The sequence below is a fragment of the Paraburkholderia lebeckiae genome, from assembly GCF_050436325.1.
Classification (GTDB): domain Bacteria; phylum Pseudomonadota; class Gammaproteobacteria; order Burkholderiales; family Burkholderiaceae; genus Paraburkholderia; species Paraburkholderia tuberum.
The window spans coordinates 3,781,778-3,806,886 of the sequence record NZ_JBNDLZ010000003.1; the positions used below are offsets into that span (position 1 = coordinate 3,781,778).

Annotated in this window: 21 protein-coding genes; 13 read left to right on the forward strand and 8 right to left on the reverse strand. The window is 67.0% G+C overall.

The annotated features are described in order from the left end of the window. The first annotated feature begins 279 nt into the window (after nucleotides 1–279). Nucleotides 280–2,904, forward strand: coding sequence for an alanine--tRNA ligase (gene alaS, locus OKW44_RS35525; protein WP_018421206.1), 2,625 nt, complete (start codon nucleotides 280–282; stop codon nucleotides 2,902–2,904). A 160-nt stretch (nucleotides 2,905–3,064) separates the two neighbouring features. Here alaS and OKW44_RS35530 read toward each other — a convergent pair whose 3' ends face one another. After that, entirely contained in the window at nucleotides 3,065–3,985 is a 921-nt protein-coding gene (locus OKW44_RS35530; RefSeq protein ID WP_018421205.1) for a LysR family transcriptional regulator, read from the reverse strand. A gap of 101 nt (nucleotides 3,986–4,086) precedes the next feature. Here OKW44_RS35530 and OKW44_RS35535 point away from each other — a divergent pair, with 101 nt between their 5' ends. The 9 genes from OKW44_RS35535 (at nucleotide 4,087) to OKW44_RS35575 (ending at nucleotide 12,801) form a co-directional block, all read left to right on the forward strand. Beyond that, nucleotides 4,087–5,400, forward strand: a complete 1,314-nt coding sequence (locus OKW44_RS35535) for a YbfB/YjiJ family MFS transporter (protein ID WP_018421204.1) — start codon at nucleotides 4,087–4,089, stop codon at nucleotides 5,398–5,400. Nucleotides 5,401–5,487: 87 nt separating this feature from the next. Further along, nucleotides 5,488–6,519: a threonine aldolase family protein gene (locus OKW44_RS35540; RefSeq protein WP_018421203.1), complete on the forward strand. Its 1,032-nt coding sequence runs from the start codon at nucleotides 5,488–5,490 to the stop codon at nucleotides 6,517–6,519. 125 nt (nucleotides 6,520–6,644) lie between these two features. Continuing rightward, a complete protein-coding gene (locus OKW44_RS35545; RefSeq protein WP_018421202.1) occupies nucleotides 6,645–7,175 on the forward strand; it encodes an NUDIX domain-containing protein in 531 nt (176 codons plus the stop codon). Nucleotides 7,176–7,358: 183 nt separating this feature from the next. Next, entirely contained in the window at nucleotides 7,359–8,507 is a 1,149-nt protein-coding gene (gene gbd / locus OKW44_RS35550) for a 4-hydroxybutyrate dehydrogenase (protein ID WP_018421201.1), read from the forward strand. 28 nt (nucleotides 8,508–8,535) lie between these two features. Continuing rightward, nucleotides 8,536–8,985 (forward strand): acyl-CoA thioesterase, encoded by a 450-nt coding sequence (locus tag OKW44_RS35555; RefSeq protein WP_018421200.1) that lies wholly within the window; start codon nucleotides 8,536–8,538, stop codon nucleotides 8,983–8,985. Between the two features lie 4 nt (nucleotides 8,986–8,989). Further along, nucleotides 8,990–9,928 carry a branched-chain amino acid ABC transporter permease gene (locus OKW44_RS35560; protein WP_018421199.1) on the forward strand — a complete coding sequence of 313 codons (939 nt, stop codon included), beginning with the start codon at nucleotides 8,990–8,992 and terminating at the stop codon, nucleotides 9,926–9,928. Next, complete coding sequence (locus OKW44_RS35565; RefSeq protein WP_035471029.1) at nucleotides 9,921–11,282, forward strand: branched-chain amino acid ABC transporter permease; 1,362 nt, start codon at nucleotides 9,921–9,923, stop codon at nucleotides 11,280–11,282. The genes OKW44_RS35560 and OKW44_RS35565 overlap by 8 nt, the downstream gene beginning before the upstream one ends. Then, entirely contained in the window at nucleotides 11,279–12,079 is an 801-nt protein-coding gene (locus OKW44_RS35570) for an ABC transporter ATP-binding protein (protein ID WP_018421197.1), read from the forward strand. The genes OKW44_RS35565 and OKW44_RS35570 overlap by 4 nt, the downstream gene beginning before the upstream one ends. After that, nucleotides 12,076–12,801, forward strand: coding sequence for an ABC transporter ATP-binding protein (locus tag OKW44_RS35575; RefSeq protein ID WP_018421196.1), 726 nt, complete (start codon nucleotides 12,076–12,078; stop codon nucleotides 12,799–12,801). The genes OKW44_RS35570 and OKW44_RS35575 overlap by 4 nt, the downstream gene beginning before the upstream one ends. Nucleotides 12,802–12,823: 22 nt before the next feature. Here OKW44_RS35575 and iolB read toward each other — a convergent pair whose 3' ends face one another. The 7 genes from iolB to OKW44_RS35610 all read right to left on the reverse strand — a co-directional run bounded on the left by iolB (nucleotide 12,824) and on the right by OKW44_RS35610 (nucleotide 21,868). Continuing rightward, nucleotides 12,824–13,624 carry a 5-deoxy-glucuronate isomerase gene (iolB, locus tag OKW44_RS35580; protein ID WP_018421195.1) on the reverse strand — a complete coding sequence of 267 codons (801 nt, stop codon included), beginning with the start codon at nucleotides 13,622–13,624 and terminating at the stop codon, nucleotides 12,824–12,826. Next, nucleotides 13,621–14,529: a myo-inosose-2 dehydratase gene (iolE, locus tag OKW44_RS35585; RefSeq protein ID WP_018421194.1), complete on the reverse strand. Its 909-nt coding sequence runs from the start codon at nucleotides 14,527–14,529 to the stop codon at nucleotides 13,621–13,623. Before iolE ends, iolB begins: the two co-directional genes overlap by 4 nt. 19 nt (nucleotides 14,530–14,548) lie before the next feature. Continuing rightward, complete coding sequence (gene iolD, locus OKW44_RS35590) at nucleotides 14,549–16,528, reverse strand: 3D-(3,5/4)-trihydroxycyclohexane-1,2-dione acylhydrolase (decyclizing) (RefSeq protein ID WP_018421193.1); 1,980 nt, start codon at nucleotides 16,526–16,528, stop codon at nucleotides 14,549–14,551. Beyond that, a complete protein-coding gene (locus OKW44_RS35595) occupies nucleotides 16,525–18,549 on the reverse strand; it encodes a bifunctional 5-dehydro-2-deoxygluconokinase/5-dehydro-2-deoxyphosphogluconate aldolase (protein WP_018421192.1) in 2,025 nt (674 codons plus the stop codon). The genes iolD and OKW44_RS35595 overlap by 4 nt, the downstream gene beginning before the upstream one ends. A gap of 86 nt (nucleotides 18,550–18,635) precedes the next feature. Then, nucleotides 18,636–19,442: an ATP-binding cassette domain-containing protein gene (locus OKW44_RS35600; protein ID WP_018421191.1), complete on the reverse strand. Its 807-nt coding sequence runs from the start codon at nucleotides 19,440–19,442 to the stop codon at nucleotides 18,636–18,638. 13 nt (nucleotides 19,443–19,455) lie between these two features. After that, nucleotides 19,456–20,646 carry an ABC transporter permease gene (locus OKW44_RS35605; protein WP_018421190.1) on the reverse strand — a complete coding sequence of 397 codons (1,191 nt, stop codon included), beginning with the start codon at nucleotides 20,644–20,646 and terminating at the stop codon, nucleotides 19,456–19,458. A gap of 175 nt (nucleotides 20,647–20,821) precedes the next feature. After that, nucleotides 20,822–21,868 (reverse strand): sugar ABC transporter substrate-binding protein, encoded by a 1,047-nt coding sequence (locus OKW44_RS35610; RefSeq protein WP_026225938.1) that lies wholly within the window; start codon nucleotides 21,866–21,868, stop codon nucleotides 20,822–20,824. Between the two features lie 276 nt (nucleotides 21,869–22,144). Between OKW44_RS35610 and OKW44_RS35615 the strand changes: the two genes are divergently transcribed. The 3 genes from OKW44_RS35615 to OKW44_RS35625 are packed head-to-tail and all read left to right on the forward strand — an operon-like array spanning nucleotide 22,145 to nucleotide 25,084. Continuing rightward, nucleotides 22,145–23,029, forward strand: coding sequence for a MurR/RpiR family transcriptional regulator (locus tag OKW44_RS35615; protein ID WP_018421188.1), 885 nt, complete (start codon nucleotides 22,145–22,147; stop codon nucleotides 23,027–23,029). Beyond that, a complete protein-coding gene (iolG, locus tag OKW44_RS35620; protein WP_018421187.1) occupies nucleotides 23,022–24,038 on the forward strand; it encodes an inositol 2-dehydrogenase in 1,017 nt (338 codons plus the stop codon). The genes OKW44_RS35615 and iolG overlap by 8 nt, the downstream gene beginning before the upstream one ends. Then, the gene (locus OKW44_RS35625) at nucleotides 24,038–25,084 is read left to right on the forward strand and encodes a Gfo/Idh/MocA family oxidoreductase (protein WP_018421186.1); all 1,047 of its coding nucleotides are present in this window, start codon (nucleotides 24,038–24,040) and stop codon (nucleotides 25,082–25,084) included. The genes iolG and OKW44_RS35625 overlap by 1 nt, the downstream gene beginning before the upstream one ends. Nucleotides 25,085–25,109 lie beyond the last annotated feature (25 nt).

Consider the following 25,109-nt stretch of genomic DNA (forward strand, 5'->3'; position numbering starts at 1 on the left):
GTCTCCTGATGGTTGCAGGCCGCGCGGCGAGTTGCCATGCGTTATTTCGCGCGTAGTTTCGCGGAAGTCATCTTAAGCGATTCGCGCTCGCGGGCGCAGTCAGCCGAACGTCATGGCGCGGATCGGACGATCGGACGCGCGAGCGCCCACCAGGCGGCGCGCAGTGCCGCGCGCGCTTGCCGATCCCGTATAATCAGTCGTTTAAAGAAACAGACAGTTGGCGCATCCCACCGACCGCCAGTCTCCGTCAGGAACCGTCAGGACCGTCCCCCGCCCGCTATGAAAGCCGCTGAAATCCGCGAGAAATTCCTCAAGTTCTTCGAATCGAAGGGCCATACGATCGTCCGTTCGTCGAGCCTCGTGCCCGGCAACGACCCGACACTGCTCTTCACCAATTCGGGGATGGTGCAGTTCAAAGATGTGTTCCTCGGCGCGGAATCGCGTCCGTATTCGCGCGCCACGACCGCGCAGCGCAGCGTGCGTGCCGGCGGCAAGCACAACGACCTCGAGAACGTCGGCTACACCGCGCGTCACCACACGTTTTTCGAGATGCTCGGCAACTTCTCGTTCGGCGACTACTTCAAGCGCGACGCGATCCACTACGCGTGGGAACTGCTGACCGGCGTCTACCAGCTGCCCAAAGACAAGCTGTGGGTCACCGTCTACCAGGAAGACGACGAAGCGCACGACATCTGGGCGAAGGAAGTGGGCGTGCCGGTCGAGCGCATCATCCGCATCGGCGACAACAAGGGCGCGCGCTACGCATCGGACAACTTCTGGCAGATGGCCGACACCGGCCCGTGCGGCCCGTGCTCGGAAATCTTCTACGACCACGGCCCGGACGTGTGGGGCGGCCCGCCGGGATCGCCCGAGGAAGACGGCGACCGCTACATCGAAATCTGGAACCTCGTGTTCATGCAGTTCAACCGCGACGCGCAGGGCAACATGACGCCGCTGCCGAAGCAATGCGTGGACACCGGCATGGGCCTCGAGCGCATCGCCGCGGTGCTGCAGCACGTGCACAGCAACTACGAGATCGACCTGTTCCAGGCGCTCATTCAAGCCGCTGGCCGCGAAACCGGCGTGACCGATCTGGGCAACAACTCGCTGAAGGTGATCGCCGATCACATCCGCGCGTGCTCGTTCCTGATCGTCGACGGCGTGATTCCGGGCAACGAAGGCCGCGGCTACGTGCTGCGCCGTATCGTGCGCCGCGCGATCCGCCACGGCTACAAGCTCGGCAAGAAGGGTTCGTTCTTCCATCGCCTCGTGGCCGACCTGGTCGCGCAGATGGGCGACGCTTACCCTGAACTGAAGCAGGCCGAGCAGCGCGTGACCGACGTGCTGCGTCAGGAAGAAGAGCGCTTCTTCGAGACGATCGAACACGGCATGTCGATTCTCGAAACCGCTCTGGCCGATCTCGACACGAAGGGCGGCAAGACGCTCGACGGCGAACTCGCGTTCAAGCTGCACGACACCTACGGCTTCCCGCTCGACCTGACCGCGGACGTCTGCCGTGAGCGCGAAGTGACGGTCGACGAATCCGCGTTCGACGACGCGATGGCGCGTCAGCGCGAGCAGGCTCGCGCGGCGGGCAAGTTCAAGATGGCGCAGGGTCTCGAATACTCGGGCGCGAAGACCACCTTCCACGGCTACGAAGAAATCGTCTTCGACGACGCGAAGGTCGTCGCGCTGTACGTGGACGGCGCGTCGGTGCAGCAGGCGCAGGCCGGCCAGCAGGCGGTCGTCGTGCTCGATCACACGCCGTTCTACGCGGAGTCGGGCGGCCAGGTCGGCGACCAGGGCGTGCTCGCGAACGCCAGCACGCGCTTTGCGGTCGTCGATACGCTGAAGGTTCAGGCCGACGTAGTCGGCCACCACGGCACGCTCGAGCAGGGCACGCTGAAGCTCGGCGACATCGTCAAGGCCGAAATCGACGCGGTGCGGCGCGCCCGCACGGCGCGCAACCACTCGGCAACGCACCTGATGCACAAGGCCTTGCGCGAAGTGCTCGGTTCGCACGTGCAGCAGAAGGGCTCGCTAGTCGACGCCGACAAGACCCGCTTCGACTTTGCGCACAACGCGCCGATGACGGACACGCAGATCCGCCGCGTCGAGGAAATCGTCAACGCCGAAGTGCTGGCGAACGCGCCCGGCATCGTGCGTGTGATGTCGTACGACGAGGCGGTGGAGGGCGGCGCAATGGCGCTGTTCGGCGAAAAGTACGGCGACGAAGTGCGCGTGCTCGACCTCGGCTTCTCGCGTGAGCTGTGCGGCGGTACGCACGTGAATCGCTCGGGCGACATCGGTTTCTTCAAGATCGTGATGGAAGGCGGCGTCGCGGCCGGTATCCGTCGCGTCGAAGCGATCACCGGCGATAACGCGGTGCGCTACGTGCAGGAACTCGAAGCACGCGTCAATGCAGCCGCGGCCGTGCTGAAGGCACAACCGGCGGAAATCACGCAGCGCATCGGCCAGGTGCAAGACCAGGTGAAGGCGCTCGAGAAGGAACTGGGCGCGCTGAAGTCGAAGATGGCGTCGAGCCAGGGCGACGAACTCGCGGGCCAGGCGATCGAAGTCGGCGGCGTGCATGTGCTCGCGGCGACGCTCGAAGGCGCGGACGTAAAGACGCTGCGCGAAACGGTCGACAAGCTCAAAGACAAGCTGAAGAGCGCGGCGATCGTGCTCGCGTCGGTGGAGGGCGGCAAGGTCAGCCTCATCGCGGGTGTGACCGCGGACGCCAGCAAGAAGGTCAAGGCGGGCGAACTGGTCAACTTCGTGGCCCAGCAGGTGGGCGGCAAGGGCGGCGGCCGTCCGGACATGGCGCAGGCCGGCGGTACCGAGCCGGCCAACCTGCCGGCGGCGCTCGCGGGCGTCAAGGGCTGGGTCGAAGGGCAGCTTTGATTCTGATGGTCGGTTGAGTCCGGCTCGACCCGAAGTCGAGCCGGGTTCGACGAAGGGGCCACGCGGTGCGCCAGCAGGATCGGCGCGTTGCGTGGCCCCTTCGCTTTTGCTGAAGCCGACCGGGTTGCGCCGAACCTTGTTGCCGGGGCGGATTCAACGATCAGACCACATTCGCATCCGCGGCCGCCACCGGATCCACCTCGGCCGCCCCTTCCTGCGACGCCACCAGCGTGCGTCGCAACGCATTGAGCGCCGACGAAAAATGCCCGCGTCGCCACACCAGGAGCGTGTCGATCATGCCGATATCGGGCAATTCGTGCACCGCGATATTGCTCGTGTCGGTCTGCAGATCGAGCACCGAGCGCGGAGCGACCGCGACGCCCGCGCCGGCCGCCACGCACGCGACGATCGCGTGATACGAGCCGAGTTCCAGTACTCGTTGCGGCCGCGTGCCGTGCTCCAGATACCACTTCTCGATATACGCGCGATACGCGCAGCCCCGCTCGAACGCGATCAGCGTCGATAGCGCGATGTCGCGCACTTCGCGGATCGGCCGATGACCGCGCGGCGTCAGCATCACGAGTTCCTCGCGGAAGATCGGCACGGTCTCGAACAGATCGCCGAGCGTGGCCGGATCGAGGGGCGTCGCGACCAGCGCCGCATCGACCTCGAACTCGCGCACCCGCTCGATCAGCCTGGCGGTCGTGCCGGTCTCCAGTTCCAGTTCGACGGCCGGCCATTGCTGGTGATATTGCGCGAGCAGGCCCGGCAGACGCGTCGCCGCGACGCTTTCCATCGTGCCGAGACGCAGACGCCCGCTCGGACGATCCTCGCGCACCGCGTGCCGCGCCTCGTCGGCGAGCGCGAGCAGCCGTTCCGCGTAGGGCAGCAGCGTCTCGCCGGCCGGCGTCAGCACGAGCCGGCGGCCGTCGCGGATGAACAGCTCGGTGCCGAGCTGCTCCTCGAGCTGCTTGATGCGCGTGGTCACGTTCGATTGCACGCGATTGAGCTTTGCCGCGGCGCGCGTCACGCCGTTTTCGCGCACGACCGCGCGAAAAATGGTCAGAGCGGCCAGATCCATGATTCTCTCCTGGCGATGAATAACATCCTAATTATTCATTTTTTGTGATTCAAAGGTCAAGCTAGTATGGATTCATACCATCGCCGTTTGCCCGTCCGATCATGAACGATCTCGCTTCCCACGCGTACCCGCGCTTCCACGAGCCGCACGCCGCCCGGCGCGCGGCGCTCGCCTGCATGGTCACGCTGGCCGTCGCGCTCGGTATCGGGCGCTTCGCATTCACGCCGCTGCTGCCGCTGATGCTGCACGGCGCCGCGCTCGGCCAGCCGCAGATCGATATCCAGCATGGCAGCTGGCTCGCGTCGTTCAATTACGCGGGCTATTTCGCCGGCGCGATGACGTGCGCGGCGCTGCGGATCGAGCCCGCGCGGATGGTGCGCGTCGGACTTGCTGCGACCGTGCTGCTGACGCTCGCGATGGGCGTCACCGGCCAGTTCTGGGCGTGGGCGCTGGTGCGCTTCGTCGCCGGCGCGGTCAGCGCGTGGACCTTCGTGTTCGCGTCGCAGTGGGGCTTGCGGCGGCTCGCCGAACTCGGCGCGCATGCGTGGAGCGGCGTCATCTATACGGGACCGGGCGTGGGCATCGTCGGCACTGGCTTGCTGGTCAGCGTCGCGGGTGGCTATGGCGCGGTGGTCGGATGGATCGGCTTCGCGGTGATCGGCGCGGTGCTGTCGGTGCTGGTGTGGCCGGTGTTTGGCGAAGCGCGGCGTGCGGGAACAGCGAAGCCTGGCGCTGCAAGCTCCGCAACCGCAAAGCCCGCCACCGGATCGCGCGCCAGCGCAAACCAGCCGCCTCGTACTGCCGGCATTGAGACGAGCCATGCCGTCCACCGCGCCGACGCGTTCTGGCTGGTCCTGCTCTACGGTATCCCGGGCTTCGGCTACATCATCACCGCGACCTTTCTGCCGGTCATCGCGCGCCACGCGTTGCCGGGCTCGGCGTGGCCGGACCTGTTCTGGCCGATGCTCGGTGCGGCGCTGATCGTCGGCGCGTTGCTCGCCGCGCGTTTGCCCGTGCATTGGGACAACCGCGCGCTGCTCGCGGGCTCGTATGTGCTGCAGGCGCTCGGCATTGCGCTGGGCATCGTATGGCCGACGGCGGGCGGGTTCTCGCTCGGCAGCATCCTGATCGGCCTGCCGTTCACCGCGATCACGCTATTCGCGATGCGCGAGGCGCGGCGTCTGCGCGGCGACGACGCGGCCGGGCTGATGGGTTATGCGACGGCCGCCTATGGCATCGGTCAGATCGCAGGTCCCCTGGTGGCCGGGCCGATTGCCGCGCACACGGGGTCGTTTTCGCTGGCGCTGTGGCTAGCCGCAGGCGCGCTGCTGGCGGGGGCGGCGGGACTGATCGCAGTGACGCGCATGCCGCGTGGCCCACGCCGTGGCCGCGCGCCGGATTGCGGTTGCAGCTAGGACTCGAAAACAAATCTCGCACGAGCACACTAAAATGACCGCTTTCCGTCATTCCCTCGCGCCTGTCGCCGGGCGCGTCGCTCGACCATGCAACATTTCGCGTCCGACAACTACGCCGGCATCTGTCCCGAAGCGCTCGACGCGCTGATCGCCGCCAACGACAGCGGCCACGAGCCGGCCTACGGCGACGACTCCTGGACCAACCAGGTCTGCGACCGTCTGCGCGGCCTGTTTCAGACCGATTGCGAAGTGTTCTTCGTGTTCAACGGCACGGCGGCCAATTCGCTCGCGCTCGCGTCGTTGTGCCAGTCGTACCACTCGGTGATCTGCCACGAACTCGCGCACATCGAGACCGACGAATGCGGCGGTCCCGAGTTCTTTTCAGGCGGCTCTAAACTGCTCACGGCGCCGGGCATCGCCGGCAAGCTCACACCCGATGCGATCGAGTCCATCGTCACGCGGCGCGCCGATATCCACTATCCGAAGCCCAAGGTCGTCACGCTGACGCAGTCGACCGAGGTCGGCACCGTCTACAGCGTCGAGGAAGTGCGCGCCATCGCGGCGATCGCGAAGCGTCGTCATATGAAGGTGCACATGGACGGCGCGCGCTTCGCGAACGCGGTCGCCGCACTCGACGTGCATCCATCGGAAATCACGTGGCGCGCGGGCGTCGACGTGCTGTGTTTCGGCGGCACCAAGAACGGCTTGCCGGTCGGCGAGGCGGTGGTGTTCTTCGACCGCGCGCTCGCCGACGATTTCGCCTATCGGCTGAAGCAGGCGGGACAGCTCGCATCGAAGATGCGCTTCATCTCCGCGCCGTGGCTCGGCCTGCTCGACAACGACGTATGGCTGCGCAATGCGCGTCACGCGAACGCGATGGCGCGTCTGCTGGAGACGCGGTTGCAGGAAATCCCCGGCGTGAGCATCATGTTTGCGAGCGAATCGAACGCGGTGTTCGCGCAGTTGCCGCCGCATGCCGCGAAGGCGATGCGCGCGCGCGGCTGGAAGTTCTACGAGTTCATCGGCGCGGGCGGTTGCCGGCTGATGTGCGCGTGGGACACGCAGCCCGACACGGTCGAGCGTTTCGCCGCCGAGGTGCGTGAGCTGTGCGTCGCGTGATGGAAGACGCGTGAGGTCGCTGGAACCTGAATTGCCCCGGCGCCTCGACGTACCCATCGGCACACAAGCAAGGCCGCCTGACTGCGACCTGCCAGAAAACACGAAACAAAGAGACGTCCCCCGCCATGACCGAGTACCGATTCTGTCCCCGCTGCGCGAAACCCCTGACCGAACGCGCCGACCCCGACCACGAGGGCGGCCGCGTCCGTCAGAGCTGTCCCGATACCGGGTGCGGCTACGTCCATTGGAATAACCCGCTGCCGGTCGTCGCGGCGATCGTCGAGTACGAGGGCAAGATCCTGCTTGCGCGCAATGCGGCGTGGCCCGAGGGCATGTTCGCGCTGATCACCGGCTTCCTCGAAAACGGCGAGACGCCGGAGCAGGGCATCGCGCGCGAAGTGATGGAGGAGACGTCGCTGCACGCCGAGTCGGTCGAACTGATCGGCGTGTACGAATTCATCCGCAAGAACGAGCTGATCATCGCGTATCACGTGAAGGCGCATGGGACGATCGCGCTGTCGCCCGAGCTGCTCGAATACCGGCTCGTCGAGCCCGCGAAGCTGCGGCCGTGGCGCGCGGGCACCGGCCAGGCGCTCGGCGAATGGATGCGGCGACGCGGGTTGCCGTTCGAATTCGTCGAGCGGCCGGGGCAGTGAGGCGTTCGGCCCACCGAGCCGCAACATCAGCCAGCACACAGACGACGCAGAAATCACAGCCAACATGGAGACAGCCCACAACCCACGCGACACCACACGACCCGGCAGATCCATCGACGCATCACCGAACCGATCATCCACGTCAATCGGCGGTCAATGAGCGCACGCTCAGGGAGAAACGGCATGGCCTACATCTACTACCTGACCCACATTCATCTGGGCTACGACGCACTGTCGCAACTGTCGTCCGAGTGCGCGCGCATCGGCATCGAGCGGCCTCTGGTGATCAGCGACAAGGGCGTCGTCGCGGCCGGCATCGCGCGGCAGGCACTCGACGCGCTGAAGCTCGGCGACGTGCCGCTGTTCGACGACACGCCGTCGAACCCGACCGAGGAAATGGTGCTCGCGGCCGCCCAGGTGTATCGCGACGAGCGCTGCGACGGGCTGATCGCGGTGGGCGGCGGTTCGTCGATCGATCTCGCGAAGGGCGTCGCGATCGCGGCCACGCATCCGGGGCCGCTCACGCAGTACGCGACGATCGAAGGCGGCAGCGCGAAGATCACCGACGCCGTCGCGCCGCTGATCGCGATTCCGACCACGGCCGGCACTGGCAGCGAAGTCGCGCGCGGCGCGATCGTGATTCTGAACGACGGCCGCAAGCTCGGCTTTCACTCGTGGAATCTGCTGCCGAAATCGGCGCTGTGCGATCCCGGTCTCACGCTCGGCCTGCCGCCGGGGCTGACCGCCGCGACCGGCATGGACGCGATCGCGCATTGCATCGAGACCTTCCTCGCGCCGGCCTTCAATCCGCCCGCCGACGGTATCGCGCTCGACGGCCTCGAACGCGCGTGGCACAGCATCGAGCGCGCGTGCGCGGACGGCCGCGATCGCGAGGCGCGCCTGAACATGATGAGCGCGTCGATGCAGGGCGGGATGGCGTTCCAGAAGGGCCTCGGCTGTGTGCACTCGCTGTCGCATCCGCTAGGCGGCCTGAAGGTGAACGGCCGCACGTCGCTGCATCACGGCACGCTGAACGCGGTCGTGCTGCCCGCGGTGCTGCGCTTCAACGAGCGCGCGCCGAGCGTGGTGGCCGAGCGTCGCTATGCGCGCATGCGTCGCGTGATGGGGGTGCCCGAGCATGCGGATCTCGCGCATGCGCTGTTCGACATGACGGCGCGGCTTGGACTGCCGACCGGCCTCAGGCAAATGGGCGTCGACGAAAGCATGTTCGACAAGGTCGTGCAGGGCGCGCTGGTCGACCATTGTCATCGCACGAATCCGCGCGAGGCGAGCGCCGACGACTATCGCCGCATGCTGACCGAGTCGCTGTGATTCTCGCATCCACCAACCGCCACGTTCGATGAACAAACCCGCCCCCGCCGGCCGCGCCGCATATCCGCACTTCCTGCCGATCACCACGCGCTGGATGGACAACGACGTCTACGGCCACGTGAACAACGTCGTCTACTACAGCTATTTCGACACCGTCGTGAACGAGTATCTGGTCCGCGCGCGCGTACTCGATTTCGAGCACGGCACGACGATCGGGCTGGTCGTCGAGACGCAGTGCAACTACTTCGCGCCGCTCGTGTTTCCCGATCGCGTCGACGCGGGCTTGCGCGTCGCGCGGCTCGGCACGTCGAGCGTGCGCTACGAGGTGGGGCTATTTCGCGACGGCGACGCCGAGCCCGCCGCGCAAGGGCACTTCGTGCACGTCTACGTGGATCGCGCGACGCGTCGTCCCGTGAACCTGCCCGCCGAGCTGCGCGCGGCGCTCGAACCGTTGTGCGTCGTCGGGCCGGCGGACTAGACGCGTGCAGTCGTTCATCATCACTCTGCTCAACGGCCTGAGCTACGGGCTGTTGCTGTTCATGCTGTCGGCCGGGCTGACGCTGATCTTCAGCATGCTCGGCGTGCTCAACTTCGCGCATGCGAGCTTCTATATGCTCGGCGCGTACGTCGGCTTTTCGGTGGCGGCGCGCGCCGGCTTCTGGAGCGCGCTGGTGGTCGCGCCGCTCCTCGTCGGTCTGCTCGGCGCGGCGCTCGAACGCTGGCTGCTGCGGCGCGTGCGCGGGCACGGGCATCTGCCCGAACTGCTGCTGACGTTCGGCGCCGCCTATCTGCTCGGCGAACTCGTCAAGCTCGGCTGGGGGCTCGGTTCGCTGTCGGCGAAGATTCCGGCGGTGCTCGACGGTCCGCTGTTCTCGCTGTACGGCGCGGTCTTCACGCGCTACCGCGCGTTCATGATGGCGGTGTCGCTCGCGATGCTCGCGGCGCTCGTCGCGATGCTGCGCGTGTCGAAGACTGGCTTGATCGTGCGCGCCGCGCTCACGCATGCGCAGGCCGTCGAAGCGCTCGGGCACGACGTGCCGCGCGTGTTCACCGGCGTGTTCGCGGCCGGCACCGCGCTCGCCGCGCTGGCCGGCGTGATCGGCGCGCCGCTATTCGTCATCGAGCCGGCGATGGCGGAGTCGCTCGGCTCGATCGTGTTCGTCGTGGTCGTGATCGGCGGGCTCGGGTCGCTGAGCGGCGCGCTCGTCGCGTCGCTGCTGGTGGGGTGCCTGCAAACGCTGGCGGTCGCGAGCGATCTGTCGTTGGGCGACGTGGTGTCGCTCGCCGGCGCGGTGCTGCCGCCCGAATGGGACGCGCTGACGCTCGCGCAACTCGCGCCGCTGCTGCCGTACCTGCTGCTCGTCGCAGTGCTGGCGACGAGGCCGCGCGGGCTGTTCGGACGGCGTGACGATCATGCGTAAGCGGGGCGGGTCGTCAGACGCGATGGAAAGCGAGGTGCCGCCTCGCGGGGGCGGCCGTGCGCTCGCGCCGTGGCTCGCGCTCGTCGCCTTTCTGGCCGTACCGCCTTTCATCTGGCCGCACAGCTGGCTGCTCGCGTATCTCGCGCAAAGCGCGACGATGATCGTGTTCGCGCTGTCGTACAACCTGCTGCTCGGCGGGACCGGGCTGCTGTCGTTCGGGCACGCCGCTTATGCGGGGCTCGGCGCGTTGATCGCCGCGCGGGTGTTCAACGCGGGCGGCATGCCGCTCGTGCTGCTGCCGTTGGTCGGCGGCATCGGCGGCGCGCTGTGCGGCGTGCTGTTCGGCTTCATCGCGACGCGCCGAGCCGGCACCGCATTCGCGATGATCACGCTCGGTCTCGGCGAGCTCGTCGTCGCGGCCGCGTGGACGCTGCCGGACTGGTTCGGCGGCGAGGCGGGCGTTGCGATCGATCGCGCGAGCGGGCCAGTCCTCGGCGGCTGGAGCTTCGGTCCGGCGCGCGAGGCCTATGCGCTGATCGCGCTGTGGTGCGTCGTCGCCAGTGTCGCGATGTTCGCGCTGTCGCGCACACCGTTCATGCGGCTCGCGAACGCCGTGCGCGACAACCCGGCGCGCGCGGCGGCGATCGGCTGCTATCCGCGGCGGGTTCGCTATGGCGTGGTCGTGCTGTCGGCGTTTTTCGCGGGCGTCGCGGGCACGCTCGGGCTGATCAATATCGAACTCGTATCGACCGAGAGCGTCGGCATGATGCGCTCGGGCGCGGTGCTGATCGCGACCGTGATCGGCGGCACGGCGGTGTTCTTCGGGCCGGTCGCGGGGGCGATCGTGCTGACGTTTTTCAGCGTGGTGGTCGCCAGTGTCACGCGGGCGTGGCTGTTCTACCTCGGGCTGTTCTTCGTCGTCGTCGTGCTGGCCGCGCCGGATGGGCTCGCCGGCTTTGCCTCGCGGCAGACGGTGCGGATTGCCGCCAACGGCTGGCGACGTTGCCGCGCCGCGTATTGGTGGAGCGCGGCGGCGGGGTTGCTGTGGCTCGCGGCCATCGTGTTCGCGGTGCAGTGGGCTTATGCGGCGCAGTTCGGCGCGGACGAGGGTGCGGCTTCAGGTGTGTTGTTCGGCGCATTGTTCGGCGCCGGTGCAGGTGCGGGCGCTGGCGCGGGTACCGATGCCACCATCGCGCCGCTGCTGTCGCCGCTTGCCGCCTCGCCGCTTCCTCTTGTGCTGGCGCTCGTTGCGCTCGCCGCTCTGGCTGCGCTGACCACGCGCCACGCGCTGCGCGCGCATGCGCGCGTCACGGCCCACGCACGCGCGGCACGATTCCCCGGAGCCGCACGATGATCCCCGCACTCGCGCTCTACGGCATCGAAAAGCGTTTCGGCTCGACGCAAATCCTGCGCGGCGTCGATCTCGCGATCGAGCCAGGCGAGCGGCACGCGCTGATCGGCCCGAACGGCGCGGGCAAGTCAACGCTCTTCAACCTGATCGGGGGCGGCGCGCGGCCGAGCGCGGGGCGTATCCACCTGTTCGGCGCGGACATCACGCGGCTCGCGCCGGCCGCGATCGCGCGCCGTGGCGTCGCGCGCAGCTTTCAGAGCACCAGCGTGTTCGCGCGGCTGTCCGTGTTCGACAACCTGCGCTGCGCGGCGCAGCTTGCCGAGCGCGATCGCACGCGCTGGTGGCAGCGTCTGACCGGCACGGCCGCGGTCGATGCGCGCGCCGCCGACGTGCTCGACGCGGTCGGCCTCGGCGCGCGCCGCGACGTCGCGGCCGGCACGCTCAGCTACGCGGAGCAGCGCGCGCTCGACCTCGGCATCGCGCTCGCGGGCGGCGCGCACACGCTGCTGCTCGACGAACCGACGGCGGGCATGAACCGCGCGGAAGCGGCGCGCGCGATCGAGCTGATCCGCGACACCACCGCCGGCCGCACGCTGCTGATGGTCGAGCACGACATGGATGCGGTGTTCGCGATCGCCGATCGCATTTCGGTGCTGGTGCAGGGGCGCATCATCGCAAGTGGATCGCCGGCCGCGATTCGCGCGGACGCGGCGGTACGGGCCGCGTATCTGGGCGAACGCTTCGACGTCGGCTCAGGCGCGCGAGCGGGTGACGAACCGGACCACGGAGCAGGCCGATGAGCGCGCTGCTCGACATTTGCGACCTGAATGCGTGGTATGGCGCGAGCCAGGCGCTGCACGGCGTCACGCTGAGCATCGAGCCCGGCGAAGTGGTCGCGCTGGTCGGCCGCAACGGCTCGGGCCGCTCGACGCTCGCACGCGCGATCATGGGCCTCGTGCGCTGCGAGGGCGAACTGCGTTTCGCGGGGCGTTCGCTCGCCGGTCGGCGCACGTTCGAGATCGCGCGGCTCGGGCTCGGCTATGTGGCCGAGCATCGCGATGTGTTCGCCGCGCTGAGCGTGCATGAAAACCTGCTGCTCGGCATTGCGCCGGCCGCCGCATCGCGTGCGCGCGGCCGAGCGCCGCGCTTCACGCTCGACGACGCGTACGCGCTGTTCCCGGTGCTCGCCGAGCGCAAGCGCACGCGCGCCGGCGCGCTGTCGGGCGGCGAGCAACAGATGCTCGCGCTCGCGCGGGCGCTGCTCGGAGATCCCGATCTGCTGTTGATCGACGAGCCCGGCGAAGGGCTCGCGAGTCTCGTGATGCAGCAGGTCGCCGCCTGTCTGCACGCGCTGCGCGAGCGTGGCGTCGCGATGTTGCTGATCGAGCAGAGGCTCGTGATCGCGCGGGACATGGCGTGCCGCGTCGCGGTGATGGGGCACGGCGAGATCGTGTTCGACGGCGCGCTGGCGTCGTTTATGTCGCGCGACGACGTGATGCGCGAATGGCTCGGAGTTGGCTGACGCGCGACTACGAACAAATTAGTCAAGCATCCTTGTTGATGATCCATTCGTGCGCCGGATCGTTATGGAAATGCCAGACTCGCTGGCTGCCCGCCATCACGTTCAGATAATACGAGTCGTAGCCGTACGGCACGACGACCGGGTGATAGCCGCGCGGCACCATCACGACGTCGTGATCCTCGACGGCCATCGATTCGTCGATATCGCGCGAGTCGGTGTACACGCGTTGGAATGCGAAGCCTTGCGGCGGATCGAGCCGGTGGTAATAGGTTTCTTCGAGCGAGCTTTCGAGTGGGACATTGTCGGTGTCGTGCTTGTGCGGCGGGTAGCTCGACGCGTGGCCGCCCGGCGTTCTCACTTCGACCACCAGCAGCGATTCCGCCGGCTCGGTGTGCGGAAGAATGTCGCACACGTAACGCGTATTCAGCGACTTACCGCGCGTCGAGCGCTTCATCGACGCCGGCTCGATCAGCCGCGCCGGATACTCGCCCTTGGCCGGCGCGCTAGCGACACCGATCTCCGCGTCGCGGCACGCGCGCACCGTCGCGCGCACATTCGGCGGCACATACACCGCGTACGGCGCCGCGTCTTCGAACACGCTGTCGCGTGAACCGAGCGAGCTCCACGTCGTGCCCGGCGTTTCGATATCGACCGCGCCGCTCAGCACGACGATGCACGCTTCGCGCGCCGGCTCGAACACGTAGACCAGTTCGTTCGCGCCGAGCCGGTACGCGGCGAATCCCACATAGCGCCAGCAGGCCGACTGCGGCGTCACGCGCGCGATCGTCTGGCCTTCGCGCTCTGCCTTCACCAATAAGCTCATGCTGCCTCCTTGCCGAGGGGCGCATCGACGAGCGCCCGCAAAGTTCCGTACCCCTTCTGCGCATAGTCGAACGGCGGCGCGACCACCGGGTCCTGCTCCGCCTCGACGACGAGCCAGCCGCAGTAACCATGCCGCTTCAACCGGTCGATCAGCGCGGGAAAATCGACCGCGCCGTCGCCGGGCACCGTGAACGCACCGGCGATCACCGCATCGAGAAAACTCCAGTTGCGATTGCGTGCGAGCTTCATCACGGCGGGGCGCACGTCCTTGCAGTGGACGTGGCAAACGCGCGCGATGTGTTGGTCGAGCACGGCCAACGGATCGCCGCCCGCGAACGTGATGTGCCCGGCGTCGAACAGCAGGCCGACCGCGTCGCCTGTGCGCGCCATCAACCGGTCGACGTCGGCCGGCGTTTCGACGTACGCGCCCATATGATGATGATAGGCGAGCCGCACGCCGCGACTCAGCGTATAACGCGCGAATTCATCGACGCGTGCCGCGTAGCCGGCCCATTGCGCGTCGCTGAAAAAGCGCGGCCGTTGATACAGCGGGCGCGGCGCGCCCTGGATCGAATCGGCGACTTCGCCATACACCATCACGGTCGCGCCGTTCTGCGCGAGCAACTCCAGATGCGGGCCGACCGCGTCGATTTCTTCGGCGACGCTGCGCCTGGCCAGTTGTCCCGAGTACCAGCCGGACACGAGCGCGAGGTCGTATTGCGCGAGCAGCGTTTTCAGCGCCTGCGGCTCGCGAGGAAACTTGTTGCCGAGTTCGAAGCCCTGATAGCCGATCTGGCGACCCTCGGTCAGCGCGACTTCGAGCGGCGTCTCGCCGCCGAGCGACGGCAGGTCGTCGTTCATCCACGACAGCGGGTTGATGCCGATGCGTACGTCGAAAGCAGTCATGCCGGAGTCCTCATGGTTCTCAGTCGTGATCGGCGCCCTGTGACGGCGCAGGCGTCGCGGACGGCGCCGCGCGCGCGGCGAGCTGCGCGTCGTACTTCGCGCGGGCGTCGCGCACCTCGGTGCGCGTCGATACTTCGGGCACCGCGACTTCCCACCACCAGCCACCGTCTTCGGTGGTGCGAGCCGGGTCGGTGTCGATGCTGATCACGTACGTGCCTCGCGCCGCGCGCGCGCGTTGCAGTGCCGCTTCGAGCTCGGCGAGATTGCGCGCATGCTCGGCTTGTGCGCCGAGCGCGCGCGCATGCGCGGCGAAGTCGATGCGCGGCGCGCCTTCCGGTGCGTGCACGCAATCGTCGAGCAGATTGTTGAACGGTGCGCCACCGCAAGCCTGTTGCAGTCGATTGATGCAGCCGAAGCCGCGATTGTCGAGCACGACGACGATCAGCTTCGCGCCGAGCATCACCGAGCTCGCGATCTCGCTGTTCATCATCAGATAGCTGCCGTCGCCGAGAATCACGATCACCTCGCGCTCGGGCCGCGCGAGCTTGACGCCGAGGCCGCCCGCGATCTCGTAGCCCATGCACGAATAGCCGTATTCGACGTGATACGCGCCGGGCCGGCCCGCGCGCCATAGCTTGTGCAGATCGGCGGGCAGCGTGCCGGCCGCGCAGACGACGATGTCGTCGGTCGGCGAGTGCGCGCTCGAACGCTGCACCGCGCCGATCACGTCGCCCTCGTAGGGCAGTACCGCGTCGCGTTGCGGCGCATGGGTGAGCGTTTGCACGGTGTCGCGCCAGCTCGCAGCGAGCTTGTGTGCGCGCGCGGTCCAGCTGCGCTCGGCGTGCCAGCCTTGCAGCGGCCCCGTTAGCGCATCGAGCGCGAGTTTCACATCGGCTTCGACGACGAAGCCGCGATGCTTGAGCGCGTCGAATCCGTTCGCGTTGATCGCGATCACGTCGGCTTGCGTGAACAGCGTGTTCGAGCCGGTCGTGAAGTCTTGCAGCCGCGTGCCGAGCGCGAGCACGCAGTCGGCGTCATGCGCAAGCGCGTTGGCAGCCGCTGAGCCGGTCACCCCGAGCGCGCCTGCATTCAGCGGATCGTTCCACGCGAGCGAGCTTTTGCCGGCCTGCGTTTCCGCGACCGGCACGCCATGCGCGCTCGCGAGGCGGTGCAGCGCATCTGCCGCGCGGCTGTACAGCACGCCGCCGCCCGCGACGATCAACGGACGCTTTGCGTGCCGCAAGCGCGCGCACGCGGCGTCGATATCGTCGCTACGCGGCGCGGGTGCGTGAAAGCGCACGACACGCGGCGTGAAAAAGTCCTCCGGGAAGTCCCACGCCTGCGCCTGCACGTCCTGCGGCAGCGCCAGCGTGACGGGGCCGCACAACGCGGCATCGGTGAGCACGCGGATCGCGCGCGGCAGCGCGCTCAGCAATTGCGCAGGATGCACGATGCGGTCGAAGTAGCGCGACAGCGGCTTGAACGCGTCATTCGCGGATACGCCGCCATCGTTGAAATCCTCGACCTGCTGCAAGACCGGATCGGGCGCGCGCGACACGAAGATGTCGCCGGGCAACAGCAGCACCGGCAAACGGTTCACGTGCGCGAGCGCGGCCGCGGTCAGCAGATTGGTGGCACCTGGGCCGATCGACGTCGTCACGGCCATCATGCGGCGGCGAAAGTGCGCCTTCGCGTAGGCGATCGCACTGTGTGCCATCGCCTGCTCGTTGTGCGCGCGCAACGTCGGCAGCGCGTCGCGATGCTGATACAGCGCCTCGCCGATGCCCGCGACGTTGCCGTGACCGAAAATCGCGAACACGCCGCCGAACAGCGGTTCGACGTTGGTGCCGTCTTCGCTGGCGACGCGCTGCGCGGCCAGATAGCGCACGAGCGCCTGCGCCATCGTCAGGCGAATCGTGCCGCCGGTGCGCGCAGGCGCGTGCGCTTGCGTCGCGCCGCTGGCGGATGGGGTGTCGTCATGCATGATGCGCTCGTTCATGCGGCCTGCTCCTGATGAGCGTGATGAGGTGTGCCGTGCGCCGCCGGTTCGCCGCGCGCACCGCGCCACGCGGCGATCAGCGTTTCGAACGTGAGGCGCACACGCGCGATCAGTTCGTCGTCGCCAATTTCACCGGCGAGCCACGCATGGCTCGGTTCGTGAAAGATCGTGCGGCCGACCGTGAAGCCGCGGCACGTCGCCGCTTGCGCGGCCGCGCGAAAGCCCTCGCTCAATTGCTCGACCGCCGCCGATAAACCGAGCAGCACGACGCCACGGCAATACGGATCGCGCTCGGCGATCAGCGCGTCGATGGCCTGCCATTGCGCCGCGTCCATCGGTTCGAGCTTCCACCACTCGGGGTAGATGCCGAGGTTGTACAGGCGCTTCAACGCGCGATACACGATGTCCGGTCCCTGCGGCAGCGCCGCATGCTTCGGAGGAATCACTTCGAGCAGCAGTTCGTGGCCGCTTGCCTGGGTCGCGTTATACAGCGCGCGCAGTTGCGCCTCCTGTTCGAGCCGCTGCTCGATCGGCTCGTCGGGATGAAACTGCACGAGGCATTTCACGACGTGTTCCTGCGGCCACGCGATCAACGTGGTGCCGATCGAACGACCATGATCGAACACGAGCGGCACGGAGCCGGGCAGTTCGACCGGGCGGCCGATCCACCAGCCGCGACCGGTCGCGGCATTCAGCGCGTCCTGACCATAGCGGTCGTCGATCAGTACGCCGATGCGTCCCTGCAAGTTCAATGCACGTTCGGTTTGCGCGACCGCTTCGACGAACAGGCCCTTCAACCGGGCAATGCGCGCTTCGTCGGCACCGGTCTGCTGAGCGAGTTCGAAGAACGAGTTGCGATGATCGAAAGCGAAGCCGAGCACCTCGTGCCACGCTTTGCGCGCCGGCGACACGCGATGCAGTCTTGCGAGCTTCGCATCGCGATCCGGGCGCCGCATCCGCTGCGGATCGGCCTGTGCTTCGCTGAGGAAGTAGTCGAGCTCCGCCGGGGTCGGCATCGCCGGGGCGCAGCCGTGCCGGGACACGACCAGCGCGCCGCTCGCATTCGCGGCGTGCGCGCAGGCGTCGAGCGGCTGATCGCGCAGCCAGCCGGACAGGAAGCCGGAAGCGAACGCGTCGCCCGCGCCGAGCACGTTCAGCACTTCGACTTCGACGCCGCCATGAACCGGCGCATCGTCGAGCGATGCAGGCACCTCGCCGTCGATGATCTGACAGCCGAGCGGCCCGCGTTTCAGCACGAGCGTGGCCGGCGTCACCGCGCGCACCATCGCGAGCGCGTCGGCGAGGTCGGTCTTGCCGCCGGCGATGCGAAACTCTTCCTCGGTGCCGATCACCAGATCGAACAGCGGCAGAATCCGCTGCAAATGCGCGCTGACGCCTTCGCTCGCCACGAAACGCGTCTCGCCGTCGGCCTTGCCCGTGAGTCCCCACAGCACCGGGCGGTAGTCGATGTCGAGCACGGTGCGCACGTCGTTGCGACGCGCGTAGTCGAGCGCGCGACGGCTCGTGCGATTGACCTGCTCGGTCGAGAAATGCGTGCCGGTGATCAGCAGCGCTTTCGACGACGCGATGAACGCCTCGTCGAAGTCGGCCTCGTCGACCGCCATGTCCGCGCAGTTCTCGCGGTAGAAGATCAGCGGAAAGGTGTCACGGTCCTTCAGGCCGAGCAGCACGAGCGCGGTCAGCCGATCGTGATCGATGCGCACGCGACTCACGTCGCAGCCTTCCTTCGTGAGCGTCTCCGTCAGGAAGCGCCCCATGTGATCGTTGCCGACGCGCGCCAGCATGGCTGCGGCAAGCCCGAGCCGCGCGCAGCCGAACGCGATGTTCGCCGACGAGCCGCCGAGATACTTCGCGAAGCTCGACACGTCTTCGAGCCGTGCGCCGACCTGCTGTGCGTACAGATCGACGGCCAGCCGGCCGAGGCACACGATGTCGCGGGCGCGCCCCGGCGCGAACCGGCTGCCCGCTGCGTTACCGCTGGAGGTGCTGGAGTGAGCCATGAATAGTCCTGAGTAACAGTGCGCGGTGGGTGCGCGTTGGCCAGCCGGGCGAAACGCGCCGAGGCCGGCCGTGCCGCGCGAATCGGTCAGATCGTCGCGCCTTCGAGTTCGCCGATCATCTTCTGCATCTCGGCGCCGCCGGCCATCATGTCGAGCACTTCGTCCTTGCTGATCGTCTGTTTGGTGAACGTGCCGAGCGAGCGGCCGCGATTGAGCAGCGTGAACGAATCGCCGATCGGATACGCGTGGTGCACGTTGTGCGTGATGAAGATCACCGAGATGCCTTTGGCGCGCGCCTTGTGGATCAGCTTCAGCACGTTGAAGCTCTGCTTGACGCCGAGCGCGGCGGTCGGTTCGTCGAGAATCAGCACGCGCGCGCCGAAGTGGATCGCACGCGCAATCGCCAGACATTGACGCTCGCCGCCCGACATCGTGCCGATCGGCTGATGCGGGTCGCGCACGTTGATGCCCATTTCGGCGAGCTTGTCGCGCGCGGTGGTTGCGCAGGTTTCGAGGTCCATCACGTTCAGAAGGCCGAACAGCTTTTTCTGCGGCTCGCGGCCCATGAAAAAATTGCGCGCGACCGATAGCAGCGGCACCAGCGCGAGATCCTGGTAGACGGTTGCGATACCGAGATCGAGCGCGTCTTTCGGCGACGTGAAGTGCACCGGTTTGCCGTCCACCCGGTAGGTGCCTTTGCTCGGCTGATACACGCCTGCGAGCGTCTTGATCAGCGTCGACTTGCCGGCGCCGTTGTCGCCGAGCAGGCAATGTACTTCGCCGCGTATGAGGCGCAGCGTGATGTCGTTCAGCGCGATGATGTTGCCGAAATAACGGCTGACGTTTTCCAGCGACAAAATGATGTCGTCGGTGTTCTGTTCGGGGGTGTTCATCAGGAACCTCCGTCTAGCGCGATGCCGCGACGCGGCCGCGCACATAGTGGTTGAACAGCACGGCGAACAGCAGCATCACGCCGAGGAACACGCGGAACCAGTCGGAATCGACGTTGGTGTATGTGATGCCGATCTGCACGACGCCGAAGATCAGCGCACCGAAGCATGCGCCGATCACCGAGCCGTAGCCGCCTGTCAGCAGCGTGCCGCCGATCACCGCGGCGATGATCGCCTCGAACTCCGCCTGCAAACCGCGGTCGGCCGCGGCCGAACCGATGTCGCACACCTGAAGTACTGCATACAGGGCCGAGCAGAACGCGGTCAGCACGAACAGCGAAATCTTCACGCGACGCACCGGCACGCCGACGTTCTTGGCGGCGTTGGCATCGCCGCCGACCGCGAAAATCCAGTTGCCGAAGCGCGTCTTGGCGAGCGTGAACGCGCAGACCACGGCGAGCACGAGCCACCACAGCAGCACCTTGGGAATGCCCGGCACGAGCGGCGTGCCGTTGTCGAGCATCTTCACGAGGCCGAGGTGGCCGAGCCATACGAACAGACCTCTGAACGCGACGCCCTGGAAGAACGTGTGCGCGAACCAGTCCTGACGCGCGACGTCGCCGACGCCGGAGATGATGGTGCGATCGGCGAACATCACCGATAGCGCGAGCGTGAGACCGCGCAGTATGAACAGGAACGCGAGCGTGACGATGAACGACGGCAGGCGCGTGCGCATCACCAGATAGCCGTTGAGCGCGCCGAGCAGCATCGAGCCGACGAACGCGAACACGATCGCCAGCCAGATCGGCCAGTGGAAGTACATGGTCGGCAGCGCGACCATCATGCCGGCAAAGCCGATCATCGAACCGATCGACAGATCGAACTCGCCGGCGATCATCAGCAGGCACGCGCCGACCGAGATCAGACCGAGATAGGCGGCGACCTGCGACCAGTTCATCACGCCGTCGAGGTTGAACATCCCCGAGTTGCCGGCCGCCACGCCGAACACGATGAACACCATCACGGTGCCGGCGAGCGCCGCGAATTCCGGTCGGCCGAGCAGATGGCGGAACCAGGATTCCTCGCGCACGCGTTCGTCGACGGCAGCGGATTGCGAGGCGGTCGTCGCAGCAGACTTCGCCGGGTCCTGCGGATCAGGCGGCGGTTGCTTGCGGTGATGGGGATGAAACAGGTCGGCGACACCCATTGAAGCTCTCCTTGATACGCCCGCGACCGGCGGGTCGGCGCAATGCCGTGGGCGTTTGCGAATCCGCTGCGGAGGCGAGCGCCGGCAAGACGCCATGCGTCCCGCCGGTCACTGCCTTTTAACCTTGCCGCCGGCGCGGCGGCTTAGGCGCGCGATGCGATGCGTTGCCGTGCGTTCAGCGGTACTGGCCGGCGTACTTCAGCACCTTGTCGACGTTGGCCTTCGTGATGAAGCCCGGACCCGAGCCGATATTGCGCGGCCCATACGACGGCGTGAGTCCGTAGGTCGCAAGACGTTCCTTGAACTTCGGATTCGCCTGCAGAATCTCGCGGATCTTGGCGGGATCGGTGGTGTGGTCCTTCTTCACGATCGCGAGCACGGCAACCGGGATATAGCCCTGCAAGTACGGTTGCTGGTCGATCGCGAACTGGATCGTGCCGTCCTGGATGCCCTTCGCGATGTCGCTGTCGAAGTCGAACGTCGCGAACCAGATCTTGCCGGCGAGGCCCATCTGCTGCAGCGCCTTCAGCGTCGGATCGGCCGACAGCGGACCGAGCGTCAGCACCGCCTGGGTATCCGGGTGATTGCGCAGGAACGCGCTGACCTTCGACTGCACGCCGGTCGGGTCCTGACCCGTGTCGAGCGTCGAGGTTTTGAAGTTGGCGCCGATCGCTTCGGCGAAACCGCGGCAGCGTTCGAACGAAGCCGGGTTCGTCGCGTAGTGGTTCACGCACAGGAACGACTTGATGCCGGCGGCCTTGGCCTTTTCTCCGGCGGCTTTGCCGGCCGCGAACTCGGGCTGGCCGACGTGCATGATCGCGCCGAGCTTCGCGCTTTGCTCCTCGGTGCCCGAATTGATCGTGACGAGCGGAATGTGCTTCTCGGTGACCTTCGCGATCGAGCTCTTCAGCACGTCGAAGTCGGCGATCGACACGATCACGCCGTCGTAGTTGCGCGCGGCCGCCTGCTCGACGAGACGCGCCATGTCGGCGATGTCGCCGTTCGGCGGGTTGCGGTAGTCGGTCTGAACGTTGAAGTCCTCGTCGGCCTGCTTGATCGCGTTCTTGATCGTGTTCCACCACGAGTCCGAATCCGGCGCGTGGCTGATCAGCACGAAGTGGGCGTCCGCCGCGCGGGCGGCCGAGGCCGCGCCGAATCCCGTCGCCAACGTCAACGCCGTCACCAGAATCCTGAGCGTTGCCTTGCCTCTGCAAAGTCTCATTGTCTCCACCTTTCTCGGTCTGTCGTTCGTTATTGAGGGAGCGACTGGCGGGCGGCTTTCCATTCCGATGACCCAGACAACGAGGCCGAAGCGCCATCGCTCACGACCAAGAGTAGGTCATCTTCCGAAGCCTTGCAAAGAAAATTTCATGAGAAATAAAAATGGAAAATACGTTCCATTTAACGGGGCGGCCGCCTATACTCGGCAACGTCGGATGCACGTTGCGGCGGGCCGCGGGCGCGTCTGCCGCATTGCAGGAAACCCCGAGAGGCAGTCATGGCGGAACAGATCACCGAAGAAGCGTTGCCGAGCGTCGACGAATTGATGCAGCGCATCGCGGATACCTACGAGTCGCTCCCGCGGCAATTGAAAAGCGTCGCGACGTACATCGAGCAGCATCGCTCGAGCGTGATGATGGATCGCACCAGCGATATCGCCGCGAGCTGCGCCGTGCATCCGTCGGCGGTCGTGCGCTTTGCGCAGCGCTTCGGCTTTTCCGGGTTTTCGGATCTGCAGGCGGTGTTTCGTCAGGCGTATACGGAGCAGGGCGTGTCGTCGTCGAGCTATCAGCAGCGCATTCGCAAGCTGATCGACGAGAAGCCCGGCACCTTGTCGGGCGGCGCCGTCGCGCGCGAGTTCATCGCCGCGTCGCGCGGCGGCCTCGAAGAACTCGAAGCGGGCCTCGACGACAAGCAGTTCGACGCCGCCGTGAAGATGCTGCAGCAGGCCGACAATATCTACGTAATCGGCGTGCGGCGCTCGTTTCCGGTCGCGAGCTACATCGTCTATGCGTTGCAGCACACGCACAAGCGCGTGCATCTGGTGTCTGGCTTCGGCGGCATGTATCGCGAGCAGATCCGCAGTGTGAGGAAGGGCGACGTGGTGATTGCGATCAGCTTCGCGCCGTACGGCAAGGAGACACAGTACTGTCTGCGCGTCGCGCATCATCTTCAGGCGAAGACGCTCGTCATTACGGATAGCCAACTATCGCCGCTCGCACGCTACGCCAGCACGCAGCTGTACGTGAAAGAGGGCAGCGCGTTCGCGTTCCGCTCGCTGACCAGCACGATCTGCCTGTGCCAGGCGCTCTTCATCGCGCTCGCGTACAAGCTCGAACTGAACGTTGAAGAATCCAACGACACTGGAGGCTACGATGACTGACGCGGTAAACACGATCGACGTCGCCGTATTCGGCGCGGGGCGCATCGGCAAGATCCATGCGGCGAATCTCGCGCGGCAGCCCGGCGTGCGGCTCAAATACGTGGTCGACGTGAATCGCGAGGCGGCCGCCGCGCTCGCCGCGCAGCATGGCGCGCGGGTTGCGGATAGCGACGGCGCGATCGGCGATGCATCGATCGGTGCGACCGTGATCTGTTCGAGCACCGACACGCATGCGGACCTGATCGTCAAATCGGCCGCGCAGAACAAGCACGTGTTCTGCGAGAAGCCGGTCGATCTCACGTTGGAGCGCGCGCGGATGTGCGCAGAAGCGGTGGAGCGCGCCGGTGTCGTGTGCATGATCGGCTTTCAGCGGCGCTTCGATCCGACGTTTTCGGCGTTGAAAACGCGTCTCGACGCGGGCGAGATCGGCACGCCGGAAATGCTCGTCGTCACGAGCCGCGATCCGGGCGCGCCGCCGGTCGAGTACATCCGGCACTCGGGCGGCATCTTCAAGGACATGCTGATTCACGACTTCGACATCTGTCGCTGGATTCTCGACGACGAAGCCGACACGCTGCACGCCACCGGCAGTTGCCTCACCGACCCCGCGATCGCCGACGCGGGCGACATCGATTCGACCGCGGTGACGATCCGCACGAAGCGCGGCCGGCTGTGCCAGATCAACACCGCGCGGCGCGCTGCCTACGGCTACGACCAGCGCTTCGAAGTGCTCGGCAGCACCGGCATGCTGCAGGCGGGCAACATGCGGCCGACCGAGGTCACCGCTTACTCGAAGACGGAAGTGTCGACCGACGTGCCCGAGGCGTTCTTTCTCGAACGCTATCGCGCGGCGTACGCGCTCGAAATCGCGCATTTCTTCGACGCGGTCACGCACGGCAAGCCGGTGCGCACGACCATCGCGGATGGCCTGAAAGCGCTCGAACTCGCGGAAGCCGCGACGCGTTCGTGGCGCGAGGGCCGCGCGGTCAAACTCGGCGAGGCAGCGTGATGAAGCCCGCCACGGAACGCTTGCGGCTCGGCGTGGTCGGCCTTGGGCGGCTCGGCAAGCGGCATGCGGAGAATCTCGCGTATCGCGTGCCGGGCGCGACGCTCGCGGCCGCATGCAGCCCGCTCGAAGACGAGCTCGCATGGGCGCGCGATGCACTACCCGAACCGCGTCTCTACGCCGATTACACGGACCTGCTCGCCGATCCGCACGTCGACGCGGTATGGCTCGTCACGCCGTCGTCGCTGCACGCGCAGCAGATCGTCGACGCGTTGCGCGCCGGCAAGCATGTGTTCTGCGAAAAGCCGCTGTCGCTCGATGTCGCCGAATGCGAGCGCGTGCTGGCCGAAGCGGCGCGCTATCCGCACCTGCAGGCGACGATCGGCTTCATGCGCCGCTTCGATCCGAGCTACCGCGACGCATTCGATAAAATCGCCGCCGGCCAGATCGGCCGGCCGTTCCTCGTGCGCTCGCAAACCAGCGATAAAAACGACGACGACGGTTTCTTCGTGCGCTTCGCGGCGACCTCGGGCGGCATCTTTCTCGACTGCACGGTGCACGACATCGACGTCGCCCGCTGGCTGCTCGGCAAGCCGCGCGCGACGCGCGTGTTCGCGGCGGGCACGATCGCGCTGCACGACGGTCTGCGCGAATTCGGCGACGTCGACAACGGTGTCGCGATCTGCGAATTCGAGGGCGGCAAGCTCGCGATGTTCTACGCGTCGCGCACCCAGGCGCACGGCAACGATACGCATAGCGAAGTGATCGGCACGGCGGGCGCGCTGACGATCGGCCGCAATCCGCGCGCGAACCGCGTCGAGATCTACGACGCGACCGGCATTCGCAACGAGTGCACGCCGAACTTTTTCGACCGGTTCGAGGACGCGTTTCTGCACGAGGCACGCGCGTTCGTCGCATCGGTGCAAAAAGGGCCGGGGAGGGGCGACGCGGCACAGAGTGGCGCGACGCTCGCCGATGCGCTCGAAGCGACGCGCATCGGCGTGGCGCTGCGCGAGTCGCTGCAAAGCGGTGAGGCGGTGACGCTGTAACGGCGCGCGGCACGGCTCGCGCGTG